The organism is Streptomyces sp. NPDC042259 (assembly GCF_055582085.1).
Genome location: NZ_JBVJDW010000004.1, coordinates 14,558 through 29,702, shown reverse-complemented (window position 1 = coordinate 29,702; position 15,145 = coordinate 14,558). Strand labels below are relative to the sequence as shown.

The 15,145-nt window shown below is 70.2% G+C and carries 15 protein-coding genes; 7 read left to right on the top strand and 8 right to left on the bottom strand.

What is annotated here, in order from left to right:
- Positions 1–310: 310 nt before the first annotated feature.
- Entirely contained in the window at positions 311–1,378 is a 1,068-nt protein-coding gene (locus ACZ6MA_RS12300; RefSeq protein WP_469433199.1) for a C40 family peptidase, read from the bottom strand.
- A 480-nt stretch (positions 1,379–1,858) separates the two neighbouring features.
- Between ACZ6MA_RS12300 and pstS the strand changes: the two genes are divergently transcribed.
- From pstS to pstB, 4 genes are all read left to right on the top strand, one after another.
- Entirely contained in the window at positions 1,859–2,989 is a 1,131-nt protein-coding gene (pstS, locus tag ACZ6MA_RS12295; protein WP_469433198.1) for a phosphate ABC transporter substrate-binding protein PstS, read from the top strand.
- Positions 2,990–3,094: 105 nt separating this feature from the next.
- Positions 3,095–4,090: a phosphate ABC transporter permease subunit PstC gene (pstC, locus tag ACZ6MA_RS12290; RefSeq protein WP_469433197.1), complete on the top strand. Its 996-nt coding sequence runs from the start codon at positions 3,095–3,097 to the stop codon at positions 4,088–4,090.
- Positions 4,087–5,163 carry a phosphate ABC transporter permease PstA gene (pstA, locus tag ACZ6MA_RS12285; protein ID WP_469433195.1) on the top strand — a complete coding sequence of 359 codons (1,077 nt, stop codon included), beginning with the start codon at positions 4,087–4,089 and terminating at the stop codon, positions 5,161–5,163. The genes pstC and pstA overlap by 4 nt, the downstream gene beginning before the upstream one ends.
- Positions 5,164–5,190: 27 nt before the next feature.
- The gene (gene pstB / locus ACZ6MA_RS12280; RefSeq protein WP_469433194.1) at positions 5,191–5,970 is read left to right on the top strand and encodes a phosphate ABC transporter ATP-binding protein PstB; all 780 of its coding nucleotides are present in this window, start codon (positions 5,191–5,193) and stop codon (positions 5,968–5,970) included.
- Positions 5,971–6,095: 125 nt separating this feature from the next.
- Here pstB and ACZ6MA_RS12275 read toward each other — a convergent pair whose 3' ends face one another.
- Positions 6,096–7,094, bottom strand: coding sequence for an inorganic phosphate transporter (locus ACZ6MA_RS12275; protein WP_469433192.1), 999 nt, complete (start codon positions 7,092–7,094; stop codon positions 6,096–6,098).
- 6 nt (positions 7,095–7,100) lie between these two features.
- Positions 7,101–7,721, bottom strand: coding sequence for a DUF47 domain-containing protein (locus ACZ6MA_RS12270; protein ID WP_116213255.1), 621 nt, complete (start codon positions 7,719–7,721; stop codon positions 7,101–7,103).
- Between the two features lie 343 nt (positions 7,722–8,064).
- Between ACZ6MA_RS12270 and ACZ6MA_RS12265 the strand changes: the two genes are divergently transcribed.
- Complete coding sequence (locus ACZ6MA_RS12265) at positions 8,065–8,442, top strand: metal-sensitive transcriptional regulator (protein ID WP_469433191.1); 378 nt, start codon at positions 8,065–8,067, stop codon at positions 8,440–8,442.
- 17 nt (positions 8,443–8,459) lie between these two features.
- Here ACZ6MA_RS12265 and ACZ6MA_RS12260 read toward each other — a convergent pair whose 3' ends face one another.
- Together ACZ6MA_RS12260 and ACZ6MA_RS12255 are read right to left on the bottom strand one after the other, a co-directional pair.
- Positions 8,460–8,648: a hypothetical protein gene (locus ACZ6MA_RS12260; RefSeq protein WP_469434069.1), complete on the bottom strand. Its 189-nt coding sequence runs from the start codon at positions 8,646–8,648 to the stop codon at positions 8,460–8,462.
- Positions 8,649–8,884: 236 nt separating this feature from the next.
- Positions 8,885–9,925 carry a hypothetical protein gene (locus tag ACZ6MA_RS12255; RefSeq protein ID WP_469433189.1) on the bottom strand — a complete coding sequence of 347 codons (1,041 nt, stop codon included), beginning with the start codon at positions 9,923–9,925 and terminating at the stop codon, positions 8,885–8,887.
- Positions 9,926–10,015: 90 nt separating this feature from the next.
- Between ACZ6MA_RS12255 and ACZ6MA_RS12250 the strand changes: the two genes are divergently transcribed.
- Together ACZ6MA_RS12250 and ACZ6MA_RS12245 are read left to right on the top strand one after the other, a co-directional pair.
- Positions 10,016–10,216, top strand: coding sequence for a hypothetical protein (locus ACZ6MA_RS12250; RefSeq protein WP_469433188.1), 201 nt, complete (start codon positions 10,016–10,018; stop codon positions 10,214–10,216).
- A gap of 296 nt (positions 10,217–10,512) precedes the next feature.
- Positions 10,513–12,087, top strand: a complete 1,575-nt coding sequence (locus tag ACZ6MA_RS12245) for an FAD-binding oxidoreductase (protein WP_469434068.1) — start codon at positions 10,513–10,515, stop codon at positions 12,085–12,087.
- Between the two features lie 21 nt (positions 12,088–12,108).
- On the opposite strand, the gene ACZ6MA_RS12240 is transcribed toward ACZ6MA_RS12245, so the two are convergent.
- The 3 genes from ACZ6MA_RS12240 to ACZ6MA_RS12230 all read right to left on the bottom strand — a co-directional run bounded on the left by ACZ6MA_RS12240 (position 12,109) and on the right by ACZ6MA_RS12230 (position 15,030).
- Entirely contained in the window at positions 12,109–12,819 is a 711-nt protein-coding gene (locus tag ACZ6MA_RS12240; protein ID WP_469433187.1) for a phosphatase PAP2 family protein, read from the bottom strand.
- Between the two features lie 219 nt (positions 12,820–13,038).
- Positions 13,039–14,046 (bottom strand): C40 family peptidase, encoded by a 1,008-nt coding sequence (locus ACZ6MA_RS12235; protein ID WP_469433185.1) that lies wholly within the window; start codon positions 14,044–14,046, stop codon positions 13,039–13,041.
- Positions 14,047–14,394: 348 nt separating this feature from the next.
- Positions 14,395–15,030, bottom strand: coding sequence for a hypothetical protein (locus tag ACZ6MA_RS12230; protein ID WP_469433183.1), 636 nt, complete (start codon positions 15,028–15,030; stop codon positions 14,395–14,397).
- Positions 15,031–15,145: the final 115 nt, after the last annotated feature.

The following is a 15,145-nucleotide window of genomic DNA, read 5'->3' as shown; positions in this document are numbered from 1 at the left end:
CGGCGGGGGGACTCGCCGTCCGTCGAGTAGACGCCGGCGCCACTGCGCGGCGGCTTTGACGATCACCGGGCCGTGGCGGCCGGCGCGCTGCGGGCCCGTGGCACCGGGCCGCGGGCGCTCTGCGGGCCCGTGGCACCCACACCACCGCTGCGCGGCGGTTGTCCTCAATCGCCGGACGGGCTGGTTTTGGCCGAGCCCAGCCACATCAAGCCCGTCCGGCGATTGAGGACGCGCCCGCAGGGCGCCGCGCCGCCGCAGGCGGCCACGACGGCCCGCGGCCGGAAGAAGCGACCCGCAGCGAAGCTGCCGGCTACCCCGGCCGCACCACACCCAGAATCGGCATCGACCCCGCCCCCGCCAACGTCACCTGCCGGCCAGGCCTCGGTGCGTGGACCATCGTGCCGCCGCCCACGTACATGGCCACATGACTCGCGTCCGCGAAGTAAATGACCAGATCACCGGGGCGCATGTCCTTGATGTCGACCTTCGGGAGCTGCCGCCACTGCTCCTGTGACGTGCGGGGGATCGCCCGTCCGGCGGCCTCCCAGGCCCGCAGGGTCAGGCCGGAGCAGTCGTACGTGTCCGGGCCCACCGCGCCCCAGACGTAGTTCTTGCCGATCTGCGCCGTCGCGAAGCCGACGGCCCGCTCACCCTCCGTGCTCGACGCCTGCGAGCCCGCGTTCGGGCTGCCACCCGAGCCCGAAGCGTTCGAACCCGCCTCCCACGTGACGTCCTTCACGGGCTGGGAGGCGAGCCACCGGCGCTGGGCCTCGCGGGCGCGCTCCTCTTCGAGCAGGCGCAGCCGTTCCCGTTCCTTCTCCTGCAGCCGCTCCTCGATCCGCTTGGCGTCCTTCAGCCGGGTCTCGATCTCCTTCTTCGCGTCCTCTTTCTTCTTCCGCTCGCCGTCGAGCTTCTTCCAGCGCTCGTCGGCGGCCCTGGCGTAGCCGTCGAGCTTCTTCTGCGTGGCCGCGACCTGGGCGAGCAGCCCCCGGGTGGCCTGTTCGCCCTTGTGGGCGAGGGAGACGCCGTCGAGGAAGGACTCGGGTGCGGCGTCGAAGAAGAGCCGGGCGCCGTCCGGCATCCCGCCGGCCCGGTACTGGGAGCGGGCCAGGGCTCCGGCCTGGTTCTTGAGGCGGGCCATGCGTTCCTGGGCCGCGGTCACCGAGCGGGCGATCTCCACGATCGACTTCTCCTGGCGGGACTGCGCCTCGCTCGCCGCGTTGTAGGCGTCCGTGGCCGCCTCCGCCTTGCGGTAGAGGTCTTCCACTTCCTTGTGGACGTCCTCCAGGCTCCGTCGCGTGGGGCTGGGGTCCGCGTGGGCCACGCCCGGCGCGGCGAGCACCCCGGTCACGACCGCGCACACGAGCGCGGTCGCCACGGCCGTGCGTCTGCCTCGGCTCGGGCCGAAACCCGCCACCGGTTCACCACGGCCGTCCCTCGCACCCGCGACCCCGCCGCCGTTCCGCCTCACAGGACACCTCCGCGACTTCCGCCCCCACGCCTGACATGCCGTCACACGAGAAACGGATGGTGCCACGGAGGATCGAAAACCGGTAGAGATCTCTCACGGACTCGGCCGGAAACCGGCCCCCGGTCAGGGCCACCACACTGACGGCCGAGGTTCACCTCCCGTTCACTCTTCCCCATCGACCGCTTCACCTGTTCTGCCTAATTTCGACGGTGGAAGGTGCGAGCCCAACGGCCGAACAGGCCCCGCCCCCGTACCGCCGAACACGTTGAATCGGCAGGTCAGACCCCAGAATCAACTGCGGGGCAGACCGGCCGGCCGCTCAGCGGAACAGCACCACCGACCTCTCGCACGCCGCCTCGCGGCGGCTCCCGAAAGGAACACCCGAAAGTGAAGCTTCAGCGTAAGAACCGACTCCGCGCAGTCGCCCTCGGCGCCATCGCCGTTTCCGGTGCCCTGGTACTCACCGCGTGCGGCTCGGACGACAACAGCGGCGGCGGGTCCACCGGCGGGGGCAACACGCAGGGTGCCGGCAAGATCAAGTGCGAGGGCAAGGGCCAGCTGCTGGCGTCCGGTTCGTCCGCGCAGAAGAACGCCATGGACCTGTGGGTCAAGAACTACATGGCCGCCTGCAAGGACGTACAGATCAACTACAAGCCCACCGGCTCGGGCGCGGGCATCCAGGAGTTCCTCCAGGGCAAGACCGCCTTCGCGGGCTCCGACTCGGCGCTCAAGCCGGACGAGGTCACGAAGTCCAAGCAGGTCGTCAAGGGCGGCCAGGGCATCAACCTCCCGCTGCTCGGCGGCCCGATCGCCATCGGCTACCACGTCCCCGGGGTGGACAACCTGGTGCTGGACGCCGACACCCTCGCCAAGATCTTCGACTCGAAGATCGAGAAGTGGAACGACGAGGCGATCAAGAAGCTCAACCCGGACGCCAAGCTCCCCGACCTCAAGATCCAGGCGTTCCACCGCTCGGACGAGTCGGGCACCACGGACAACTTCACCAAGTACCTCAAGGCCGCCGCCGACAAGTCCTGGCCGCATGAGCCCGCCAAGGCGTGGAAGGCCAAGGGCGGCCAGTCCGCCGATGGCTCGGCCGGGGTGTCCTCGCAGGTCAAGCAGACCGCGGGCGCGATCTCGTACTTCGAGCTCTCCTACGCCACCGCCAACTCGATCAAGACGGTGAAGCTCAACACCGGAGCCTCCGCCCCGGTCGAGGCCTCCTCCGACAACGCGTCCAAGGCCATCGCCGAGGCGAAGATCGTCGGCACCGGCAAGGACCTCGCGCTCAAGCTCAACTACGCCACCAAGGCCGACGGCGCCTACCCGATCACCCTGGTGACGTACGAGGTCGTCGGCGACCAGGGCAACAAGGCCGACACGCTGCCCGCCACCAAGTCCTTCCTGACCTACATCGCGAGCGAGGACGGCCAGGCCGTCCTCAAGGGGATGGGCTACGCCCCGCTGCCCTCCGAGATCGCGAAGAAGGTCCGCGAGAACATCGCGAGCCTCTCCTGACCGTGTGCGGCCGGCCCCTTCCCGGGGGCCGGCCGCACCATCCGGTGCACCGCCGCGCCCGGAGCCCCCACCGGCTTCGCAGACCGGAGAACCCGTGGATACAAAATGGACATAACTCCCGCAACCTCAGTAGCCCCGCCGCCTTTGGCCGACGCCCCGGCCGCCCCGGCCGAGCAGGCGAAATCGGCCACCCGCCCCGGTGACCGGATCTTCCTGGCCTTCTCCCGCGGCTCCGGCATCCTGCTTCTGGTGATCATGGCCGCGATCGCGGCGTTCCTCGCCGTGCGGGCCGTGAACGCCCTCTCGCACAACGAGGGCGACTTCTTCACCACCTTCGAGTGGAGCGCCAACTCCACCCCGCCGGTCTTCGGCATCGCGGTCCTGGCCTTCGGCACCGTCGTCAGCTCGCTGATCGCGATGCTGATCGCCGTGCCCGTCGCCATCGGGGTCGCGCTCTTCGTCTCGCACTACGCGCCGCGCAGGCTCGCGACGCCGCTGAGCTACGTCATCGACCTGCTCGCCGCCGTCCCGTCCATCGTCTACGGCCTGTGGGGCGCCCTGTTCCTGGTGCCGCACCTCGGGGGCCTCTACGGCTGGCTGGACGACTACCTGGGCTGGACCGGGATCTTCGAGTACCACGACGGCGCCCCCCGGTCGCTCTTCACCATCGGCATCCTGCTGGCGATCATGATCCTGCCGATCGTCACCAGCGTCAGCCGCGAGGTGTTCCTGCAGACCCCGAGGATGAACGAGGAGGCGGCGCTCGCGCTCGGCGCGACCCGCTGGGAGGTCATCAGGATGTCGGTGCTGCCGTTCGGCCGCTCGGGCGTCATCAGCGCCTCGATGCTGGGCCTCGGCCGCGCCCTCGGCGAGACGATGGCGGTCGCGACCGTCCTGTCCCCGAGCTTCCTGATCGGCAAGAGCCTGCTCGACCCGGGCGGCGGCACGTTCGCGCAGAACATCGCGAGCAGCTTCAAGGAGTCCGGTGAGATCGGCAAGGACGCCCTGATCGCCTCGGGTCTGGTGCTGTTCGTGCTGACCCTGCTGGTCAACGGCGCGGCCCGGATGATCATCGCGCGCCGCAAGGAGTACACGGCATGAGCGTGACCATGGACAAGCCCCCGGTCGCCGACGGCACCCCGCGCCCGTACACCCTGCGCCAGCCCCGGCTGCCGCGCTGGACCCCGCCCGCCCTCGCCCTCGCCGCGGCCGCCGTGGCCGTCGGCATCGGCCTCGGCGCCGGGCTCGGCAGCCGGATCCAGTGGGGCCTGATCGCCGGGCTGCTCTTCGTCGTCGGGATGTACGTCCTCGCCGCCGGCGTCGAAGGCCGCCGGCAGGCCAAGGACCGTCTCGCCACCAGCCTGGTGTGGGTCTGCTTCCTGCTCGCCGTCGTCCCGCTGGTCTCCCTGGTGTGGGAGACCGTGGCCCGGGGCACCGAGGTCCTCGACGGCGGCTTCCTCTCCCACTCGATGTCCGGCGTCCTGACCATCCAGCCCGGCGGCGGCGTCTACCACGCGATCATCGGCACCCTGGAGCAGGTCGGCCTCGCCACCGCCATCTCCGCCCCCATCGGCCTGCTGACCGCCGTCTACCTGGTGGAGTACGGGCGCGGCCGGCTCGCGAAGGCCGTCACGTTCTTCGTGGACGTCATGACGGGCATCCCGTCGATCGTCGCGGGGCTGTTCATCCTCAGCTTCTGGATCATCATGCTCGACTTCGGCTACTCCGGCTTCGCCGGTTCGATGGCCCTGTCGATCCTGATGATGCCCGTGGTGGTCCGCTCCACCGAGGAGATGCTCAAGCTCGTCCCCAACGAGCTGCGCGAGGCCTCCCTCGCCCTGGGCGTCCCCAAGTGGCGCACGATCCTCAAGGTCGTCCTGCCCACCGCCATCGGCGGCATCGCCACCGGTGTGATGCTCGCGGTCGCCCGCATCGCCGGTGAGACCGCCCCGATCGTGCTCCTGGTGTTCGGCTCCCAGGTGATCAACAACAACCCCTTCGACGGAGCCCAGTCCTCCCTGCCGTACTACATCTACGAGCAGTGGGCGGCCGGCAACGAGGCCAGCTACGACCGCGCCTGGGCGGCGGCCCTGGTCCTCATCGCCTTCGTCATGATCCTGAACCTGGTGGCCCGCGGCATCGCCCGCTGGAAGGCCCCGAAAACCAGCCGCTGACCGCGGTCGCGAAAGAAGTTGATTCACATGGCCAAGCGCATCGACGTCGGCGGCCTGAACGCCTACTACGGCAACCACAAGGCCATCGAGGACATCTCGATGACCGTCGAACCCCGCTCCGTGACCGCCTTCATCGGCCCCTCCGGCTGCGGCAAGTCCACCTTCCTGCGCACCTTGAACCGCATGCACGAGGTCACCCCCGGCGGCCGCGTCGAGGGCAAGGTGATGCTGGACGACGAGAACCTCTACGGCCCCGGCGTGGACCCGGTCTCCGTGCGCCGCACGGTCGGCATGGTCTTCCAGCGGCCGAACCCGTTCCCGACCATGTCGATCTACGACAACGTCGCCGCGGGCATCCGGCTCAACGGGGGCCGCGTGCGGAAGGCGGAGCTGGACGGCATCGTCGAGAGGTCCCTCCAGGGCGCCAACCTGTGGAAGGAGGTCAAGGACCGGCTGAACAAGCCGGGAGCGGGCCTCTCCGGCGGCCAGCAGCAGCGTCTGTGCATCGCCCGCGCCATCGCCGTCGAGCCGCAGGTCCTGCTCATGGACGAGCCCTGCTCGGCGCTGGACCCGATCTCCACCCTCGCCATCGAGGACCTGATCGGGGAGCTGAAGGAGCGCTTCACGATCGTCATCGTGACGCACAACATGCAGCAGGCGGCCCGGGTCTCGGACCGGACGGCGTTCTTCAACCTCGCGGGCGTGGGGCTGCCGGGCAAGCTCGTCGAGATCGACGACACCGAGCGGATCTTCTCCAACCCCTCGGTCCAGGCCACCGAGGACTACATCTCGGGCCGCTTCGGGTAGCCGCCCCTTTGACCCGCCTTGCGGCGCTGCATGGCGGTGCCGCCGCAAGGCGAAGGGCCCGCCCCCCGGTGACTACCAGGGGGCGGGCCCGTCCGTTTTCCGTACGCTCACGCGTCGGCCGGCGGTCAGCCGAACGCGAGGTACACGATCCAGTAGCTGAACGCGGCGACCACCGCGGCGGCCGGCATCGTGATGAACCAGCCCATCACGATGTTCTTCGCGACGCCCCAGCGCACCGCGCGCGAGCCCTTGGTCGAGCCCACGCCCATGATCGCGGAGGTGATGACATGCGTGGTCGAGATCGGCGCGTGGAACATGAACGACGCCGTGTACATGACCGACGCCGCCGTCGTCTCGGCCGCGAAGCCCTGCGGCGGGTCCAGCTCGATGATCCGGCGGCCCAGCGTCCGCATGATCCGCCAGCCGCCCGCGTACGTGCCGAGCGACAGCGTCAGCGCGCAGGCGATCTTGACCCAGACCGGGATCGCGGCGCCCGCGTCCTGCACATCGGCGATGACCAGGGCCATCACCACGATGCCCATGGTCTTCTGCGCGTCCTGGAGACCGTGGCCGAGCGCCATGCCCGCCGCCGAGACCGTCTGCGCGATCCGGAAACCGCGCTTGGCCTTGTGCGGGTTGGACTTCCGGAACATCCACATGATCACGACCATCACCAGATAGCCGAGGAACAGCCCGATGAAGGGTGACACGAACATCGGGATGACGACCTTCTCCAGGACACCCGACCAGATGACGGTCGTGCCTCCCGCGAGGGCCGCGCCGACCATGCCGCCGAACAGGGCGTGCGAGGACGACGACGGGAGCCCGAAGTACCAGGTGATCAGGTTCCAGGCGATCGCGCCGATCAGTGCCGCGAAGAGGATGCCCATCCCCTTGTCGCCCACCGGCGTCTCGATCAGGCCCTTACTGACGGTCTTGGCGACGCCGCTGCCCAGGAAGGCACCGGCGAGGTTCATCACCGCCGCCATCGCGAGGGCCGCGCGCGGGGTCAGCGCCCGCGTGGAGACCGAGGTCGCGATGGCGTTCGCGGAGTCGTGAAAGCCGTTGGTATACGTGAAGCCGAGCGCGACCGCGATGGTCACGACGAGTGCGAACGTGTCCACCGGGGGTCAGGACTCCTTGACCGCGATGGTCTCGACGGTGTTGGCGACGTGCTCGAACGCGTCGGCCGCCTCCTCCAGCACATCGACGATCTGCTTGAGCTTGAGCACCTCGATCGCGTCGTACTTGCCGTTGAAGAGCTGGGCGAGGAGCTTGCGGTGAATCTGGTCCGCCTGGTTCTCCAGCCGGTTCACCTCGATCCAGTACTCCGTGAGGTTGGTCATGGTCCGCAGGTTCGGCATCGCCTCGGCCGTCAGCTCCGCGGCCCGCGCGAGGACCTCGATCTGCTGCTCGACGCCCTTCGGCAGTTCCTCGACCTGGTAGAGGACGACCAGGTCGACCGCCTCTTCCATGAAGTCCATGATGTCGTCGAGCGAGGACGCGAGGTTGTAGATGTCCTCGCGGTCGAACGGCGTGATGAAGGAGGAGTTCAGCTGGTGGAAGATCGCGTGCGTCGCGTCGTCACCCGCGTGCTCCGCTGCCCGCATCCGCTCGGCGATCTCGGCCCGGGCGGAGGTGTCCGCTCCGAGCAGTTCCATGAGGAGCTTGGAGCCCGTGACGATGTTGTCCGCGGACGCGGCGAACATGTCGTAGAAGCTCGTCTCCCTGGGGGTCAGACGAAAGCGCACGTGGGATCCTCGGGGTGCAGCGGATTCGGTCTCGTTGATGCTAGGCGCATCATCCGGCCACAGCTAACTGGCATTCCCTCAGTGTCGCCCATCGAGCAGAGTGCTGACCAAGCCGGTCCCGCTTCCAGGCCGACCTTCCGGCCGTACCCGGCCATAAATTTCTGTACCATATACCGGGCCGGGGTATGTCACGGGGTATACGAACCGTTATACGCACCGCCGAAGCGCCGCACTCGCGCGCACGCACCCTGAGTGAGCGCCGCACAGCCATCAGCGACACCACGGCACGCGGGCACACCGCACGACACGGACAGCCGCCACGGGCAGAACGACGGAGGACGCCATGACGACCACGGAAGCCGCAGTGACCGGCACCACCGAACCGTCGGGCGCGGCGCCCTGCCACGGCGCCGCCGCCGCGCCCGAGGAGCACTCCGGGCCCCACGGCTACAGCAAGCAGAAGGACCAGCACCTCAAGCGTCTGCGCCGGATCGAGGGCCAGATCCGCGGCCTCCAGCGCATGGTCGAGGAAGACGTCTACTGCATCGACATACTCACGCAGGTCTCGGCGAGCACCAAGGCCCTGCAGTCGTTCGCCCTCCAGCTGCTGGAGGAGCACCTGCGCCACTGCGTCGCCGACGCGGCCCTCAAGGGCGGCGCGGAGATCGACGCCAAGGTCGCCGAGGCCAGCGCGGCCATCGCGCGCCTGCTGCGCACGTAGCCCGGACACCGGGCCGCTCAGCGGCCGTCCCGGCCCCCCTGCCCGTCGCCCCCGCCACGCGGTTCGACGCGGAGCACTTCATCGATACGGTCCGGGCTGAGCCGGTCCTCGTCCACGCTCGACGCGGCGATCATCAGCTCCCCGTAGAGATCGATCTCGATGAGGGCCACGGGATCCGGCCCACCGGACGAACCGGGTCGCGACACCACGTGATTCACCTCCTCGGGTCGTCGGTCTTCCGCTCTGCTCTTCGTTCGGGCTTTGCGTATTCTTTGCTCGTTCTCCGGCGGATTCCGCGCCGGATTCCGCACGGCCCACCGCGACCGCGCCTTCCCGGTACCCGTGCCGAAACCCCGGCACCCGGTGTACAGCGTAGTGATCGGTACACACTCCGCGCATGGCACAGATGGACCATTTCCATGGCCAACTACGCCCTGCCGCACTATTTCTGCGGCGAACCCACCGTCCCCGCATAGATATCGCCGGGCGTCGGCAGCCCGACCCTGACCGCCGTGCCGAAGCCGGAGAGCCGGACGGTCGAGACGACGGTCATCGGCACCGCGGACGGCGCGGGCCGCGCCGCCGCGGCCGTGGTGGCGGCGATCGCCGTGGCCGGCACGCCCCCGCCGCGGCTCCCGTCGGCAGTTGCGGCGCCGCGCTCACCGGCGTCCGCGCCGGTGCCCTCGGTATCGCTCCGCCCGCCCGCCACGCTGAACCGGTAGCGCAGCTCGCGCGGTCTGCCCTGCTCGTCGATGAGGACGTCGAAGGCCACCGTGCCGCTGGAGAACCCTTTCGCCGCCGCGGCGAGGGGCCCCCGGTCGCGAGCCGGTGCCGCGCGCGCGGCGCGTCCGAGATCGATCGTCCCCCAGTAGTGCCCCACACGGTCTCCGCCTACCCGCTCGTCCCGCATGTACGTCACCTCACGGGCACCGCGCAGCAGTTCGGCCGCGGCGAGCGGGTCGGTGGCCCCGCTCGTGAGGAGGTTCCCGTCGGGGAGCGCGGCCGTGTCCAGCCGCACCCATTTGTCGGCGGGCACCCCCGCGCCGCGGTTCTTCATGTACAGCCCGCCCGGCGTGAAGACCTCGGTGATCGGCCGGTGTTCGGCAGCCCCCGCCGCGTCCTCGGGCAGCAGCACCGTCAACTCGCCGACCGGCCGGGCGAAGTCGTAGACGCCCGAGCCCTGGATGGTCAGCCGGGTGCCGCCGCTGACGGTCTCCATGGACGTGGCGACCTTCGCACCACCCTCCCGGGTGAGAACGGCGGCGGCCCGGCGCACGGTACCGAGCACCCGGCGCGGGTCGGCCACGGCCGCCGTCCCGTGGACCGGCCGGGCGGAGTAGGGCCGGCCGCCACTCCCGCCGCCCCGCGGCTCGTAGGACGCGGTCAGCGGGACGCAGCCGGACGCCAGCAGAGCGACGGCGACGCCGCCCGCGAGCACGGCACCGGCGACCGCGCCCCCGCGTCCTGCTCCTCGCACCACCATGACCGCCAGCCCCCTACCGAAAACGCTGTGGACCCCGATCCGTCCAACGACCGCGCGGGTGTCACCGTCACGGCCCGGTAGCGTGGTCACGTGTCCGACCCAGCACCCGCGAACCAGCCCGCGCCCCCACCCGCACGGCCGACGGCGCAGGACCCCACCGAGCACCACGTCAGCACGAGCGAGAGAGGGTCGTTCTGCACGGCCCGGTGCACCTGCGGCTGGTCCGGCCCCGCCCGCCGCGCCCGCTCCCTGGCCCGCGAAGACGCCGAAGGCCATTCCGGCGGATCATGATCCAACGCCGCACGACCGCTGCGCGGCGGTAGTCCTCAATCGCCGGACGGGCTGGGTTGGGCTGATGTCGACTGACGCCGGCCACATCAAGCCCGTCCGGCGCTTGAGGACGCGCCCGCAGGGCGCCCGCCGCCGCAGGCGGCAAAGACGGCCGGCAGGCAAAAACCGGCGGCCAGGGAACCACCCACCCCCACGCGTCATCTGTCAGACAGACAAGGGCAACACGCACAAGCACCAACGTACGGGCAACCCCCGTACACGCACAGGGCGACAAGGGGCGGGCGGGCGACATGGCCATGGACAGGCGCAGGCTGCTGGTGACGGGGACGGGCCTGGCGGCGGCCGGCACATGGGCGGCGTCGTGTGCCGACGACACCACCCAGGCGAGCCCGGCCCGGATGACCAACGCGAGCCGGTCCACCTCGGTGACCGCCGCCTCCAAGGCCAAGCCGGCCGACTGGACGGCCCTCGGCAAGGGCCTGTCCGGCGGCATCGTCCGCCCCGGTGACGCCGACTACGCGGCCGCCCGTCAGCTCTACAACACCCGCTTCGACAACCAGCGCCCCGCCGGTGTCGCCTATGTCGCCGGCACCGGCGACATAGCGCAGTGCCTCGCCTTCGCCCGCCGTCACTCCATACCCGTCTCCATACGCAACGGCGGCCACAGCTACGCCGGTTGGTCGAGCGGCACCGACCGCCTCGTCATCGACGTCTCCCGGCTGAAGACGGTCCGCACCCCCACCGCCTCCACCGCCGTGATCGGCGCGGGCGCCAAGCTCATCGACGTCTACACCGGTCTCGCCACGCACGGCGCCACCATCCCGGCCGGCTCCTGCCCCACCGTCGGCGTCTCCGGCCTCACCCTCGGCGGCGGTCACGGTGTGCTCTCCCGGGCGTACGGACTGACCTGCGACAGCCTCACCGGCGCCACCCTCGTCACGGCCGACGGCAAGACCGTCGACTGCGACTCCTCCCACAACACCGATCTGTTCTGGGCACTGCGCGGCGCGGGCAACGGCAACTTCGGCGTCGTGACCGAGCTGCGCTTCCGCACCCGGAAGGCCTCGGACTGCGTGACCGGCTATGTCTCCTGGCCCTGGGCGAAGGCCGCCGATGTGATCCGCGCCTGGCAGGAGTGGGGCCCGAGCGCGCCGGACGAGATCTGGTCCGCGTGCGATCTGGCCGTGGCGGCGGGCGGCACCCCCCGTATCTCCGTCGTCGCGTACTCCCTGGGCAGCTACGGCGATCTGGAGAACTCCCTCGACGCCCTGGTACGCAAGGTGGGCAGCGCCCCGAAGAAGGGCCTGGGGCTGCGCCGCCGCGGCTACCTCGACTCGATGCGCGCGTACGCGGGCTGTGGCGACAAGACCCAGACGCAGTGCCATCTGCCGGGCAAGACCCCCGGACGAGAGACCTCCGGTTCGCTGGGGCGGGAGACGTACGCGGCCCGTTCCGACTTCTACGACCGCTCGCTCCCGGCCGCGGGCATCCGCGCGCTGATCGACCAGGTGGAACGATTCGGCAAGAGCGGGGGCAGCGGCGGCGGCTCGATCCAGCTGACGGCGCTGGGCGGCGCGGTCAACCGCGTCCAACCGCTGTCGACGGCCTTCGTGCACCGCCGCTCGCGCTTCCTCGCGCAGTACCTGACCTCGTGGGCCGCGGGCGGTTCGGGGAGCACCCAGACCGCGTGGCTGGACGGTACGCACGCCGCGATGCGGCGCTTCGCCTCGGGCGCCGCGTACCAGAACTACGCGGACGCGGGCCTGAAGGACTGGCGCAAGGCGTACTACGGGGACGCGGCGGACCGGCTGACGAAGATCAAGGGGAAGTACGACGCGGGAAGGCTGTTCACCTTCCCGCAGGCCCTCTGACGCCGACGGCGCCGGAGGACTTCAGGCCGCGAGGTCGTTGTCCCGGTGCCGGGGGTGCTCGGGGAACCCCGCGCCCGCCCCGGCACCGCTCCCGGCCCGCGCCGGCGCGGGCCGGGGCGCCCTGGCCGACCGTACGAGCCGGCCGGCCCGCGAACCGGCGACCGTCCGGGCCAGCGGCGTGAGCAGCATCATCGCGAGCGGGGCGAGCAGCAGGGTGACGGCCGTGCCGAGGGCGAGCCCGCCGACGATGTCGGTCGGGTAGTGCACGCCCATGTAGACGCGGCAGAAGCCTTCGAGGAGCGCGAGGCCGATCCCGACGAGCCCGTACTTCCGGTGGGCGACGAACAGGCCGACGCCCAGCGCCATGGTCAGCGTGGCGTGGTCGCTGACGAAGGAGAAGTCGGTCTTGCCCTTGACCAGGACGTCGAGCCCGCCGTGATCCACGAACGGGCGTGGTCTTTTGACGAACCCTCTGATCGGGATGTTCACGAGCAGCGCGATCCCGGCGGCGAGCGGAGCCCACGCCAGCGCGGCGGCACCCGTGGGCGCATCCTCGCTCTTGCGGACGCTCCACCAGGCGAAGAGCATGAGTACACCGAGGCCGAGGACGATGCCGAACTCACCGATGAACTCCATCACCCGGTCGAGCCAGTTGGGCGCGTCCTTGGCGATGCCGTTGATCTCGTAGAGCAGGCTGACGTCGGGGTTCGACCCGCCCCTGGCCTCTGGCATGGGATGCCCCATCACGAGTCCAGCCATGTCCCACGGCCCCTATCTGTCGCCTGTTTCCACGTCCAGCTGCCGACCCCCGTGGTCCGTGCGCCCAACCCCGGCGCTGCTTCCCCACTCCCCATGGAACGCCTCGATCCGGCCAGGCGTTCCACCCTCAACCCAAAGATCACCAGGACGTTATCGAAGGGTGACCCATCGTCGTAGCCCAGGGTGCGATGTTCATGCGCCGTTCGTACGAGGCAACGCTTTCGCACCGTCTTCGGTCACTCTCGTCGCACCGATGTAATCCGGCGTGTCGATTTTGTCGAACCGGATCACCGCCCCCGTGTACGGCGCGTTGATCATGTACCCGCCGCCCACGTACAGCCCCACGTGATGGATGCTGCGCGGATCCCGCAGATCGTGCGCGAAGAAGACCAGGTCGCCGGGGAGCAGCTCGTCCCGCTTGGGATGGGCCCCCGCGTTCCACTGGTCGTTCGCCACGCGCGGCAGGTCGATCCCCACCGATTCGTAGGCCGCCTTCGTCAGCCCCGAGCAGTCGAAGCGACCGTTGTCCTCCTTGGTGCCGTTGCCGCCCCACAGATAGGGCGTCCCCAGCTTCTCCTGCGCGAAGTAGATCGCCGCGGCCGCCCGCTGCGAGGGCGCGACGCGGCCTACGGGGCGCGCGAAGCTCTTCGACAGGTCGCGGATCGCCTTCACGTAGCCCTGGGTCTCGTTGTACGGCGGCACCCCGGAGTGCTTGATCACGGCGTAGGAGCCCGCGTTGTACGAGGCGAGCATGTTGTCGGTGATGTCACCGGGGACGTTCTTGACGTACTTGGCGAGGTCGCAGTCGTACGCGGCCGCCGAGGGGATCGCGTCCTGCGGGTCCCAGATGTCCCGCTTGCCGTCCCCGTTCCCGTCGAGTCCGTGCGCGGCCCAGGTGCCGGGGATGAACTGCGCTATGCCCCGTGCGTCCGCGGGGCTCACGGCCCGGGGATTCCAGTTGCTCTCGGTATAGAGCTGCGCGGCGAGGATCGCGGGGTTGAGGGCAGGACAGAGGTTGCCCCACTTCGCCACGAGAGCCTGGTACTGATCGGGTACGGCGCCCTTGGCCAGCCCGACCGCACCCTTGCCCCCGCCGCCGAGGAGGTTCGAGGCGGCGGAGTACACGCCGATGACGAGCAGCCCGATGAAACACAGGGACATCCCGATCCCGACACCCACGCCCACCCAGAGCTTCCGCACGCCGCAATCCTCCCCCACGGGCCCGTCGCGTACCCGTCATTCATACGTCCCGGCTGGTTTCGGTGCCGCGCACTTGAACACCGGGCGCACCGTCAATTCACCGGCGGGCCCGGGAACGCCCTACCGGCTCCCCGTACGCTCCGGCTCACGCCCGCTGCCAGGTGCACTCCCCGGAGGGGGAGGGCATGCCGGGTCCACCGCCGACCACGTGGTGTCAGTCGCGCGACAGTCCGGCCCGGTGGGTCTTCGGCTATCGACCGGCTTTGCCGCCTGCGGCGACGGGGCTCCCGGCGGGCGCGGACAACCGCCGCGCAGCGGTGGTGCGGACGCCACGGGCCGCGGCTCCGCTCACTTGGTCCACCGGACACGGCCCCGGCGGACCAGGACGTCACCGACGCGGAGGGCGATGGTCACGGCGAGGCCGATGCCGCACACCCACCTGGCCGTACGCCCGTCGGAGACCTCACCGGCCGGGGTCGGGCCCACTCGTCCGTCGGGGTCGTACGCGACGGTGATCCGCTCGCCCTTGTCCGCGATGCGCCGGCTCGTGGTCATCTCCCGGGGCCTGCCTCCGGCGCAGCCGAGGCTGTGGTCGTAGGACGTCGTGGTCGTCGTGTTCGACACCCCTTGGGCATCGGTCGACGTGTGTGTCACCACCCGCTTGTGGACGTCGACAACCGCGCAGCGGGTCTGCACGCCCCGTGAGTACATCACCCACTCGTCCACGCCCGCGTAGGCGCCGGCGAGGGCGATGGCGAGCGCGACGGCCGACACGAAGAACACCATCCCGCTCTCGCACAGCGAGGGCGAGAACGCCCAGACGGCCATCGCGACGACGACCATCACGACGACCAGCACTCCCGGCAGCACGCCCCCGGGCCCGTAGGCATTGAGCCACCTCGCCCCGACCATCAGCCCCACCGCGACCGTCGGCAGCCCCACGGCCGCGGCCAGCCGCAGAGAGAAAGTCCGTCTTCCCGCCATGCCCCGCGCCCCCTCACAGGCAGCGACCCAAGGGCTGCCCGTACTCCATGGCACAACGGGAGCATTAACGCATTCAAGGCTCGGGCATCGCTGGTACGTAACGCGGGCGTCGCCC

Excerpts from the sequence above, each read along its gene's own strand:
- ACZ6MA_RS12230 (WP_469433183.1), bottom strand. The coding sequence starts at position 15,030 with ATGGCGGGAAGACGGACTTTCTCTCTGCGGCTGGCCGCGGCCGTGGGG.
- pstB (WP_469433194.1), top strand. The coding sequence starts at position 5,191 with ATGGCCAAGCGCATCGACGTCGGCGGCCTGAACGCCTACTACGGCAAC.
- ACZ6MA_RS12245 (WP_469434068.1), top strand. The coding sequence starts at position 10,513 with ATGGACAGGCGCAGGCTGCTGGTGACGGGGACGGGCCTGGCGGCGGCC.
- pstA (WP_469433195.1), top strand. The coding sequence starts at position 4,087 with ATGAGCGTGACCATGGACAAGCCCCCGGTCGCCGACGGCACCCCGCGC.
- ACZ6MA_RS12240 (WP_469433187.1), bottom strand. The coding sequence starts at position 12,819 with ATGCCAGAGGCCAGGGGCGGGTCGAACCCCGACGTCAGCCTGCTCTAC.
- pstC (WP_469433197.1), top strand. The coding sequence starts at position 3,095 with ATGGACATAACTCCCGCAACCTCAGTAGCCCCGCCGCCTTTGGCCGAC.
- ACZ6MA_RS12265 (WP_469433191.1), top strand. The coding sequence starts at position 8,065 with ATGACGACCACGGAAGCCGCAGTGACCGGCACCACCGAACCGTCGGGC.
- ACZ6MA_RS12255 (WP_469433189.1), bottom strand. The coding sequence starts at position 9,925 with ATGGTGGTGCGAGGAGCAGGACGCGGGGGCGCGGTCGCCGGTGCCGTG.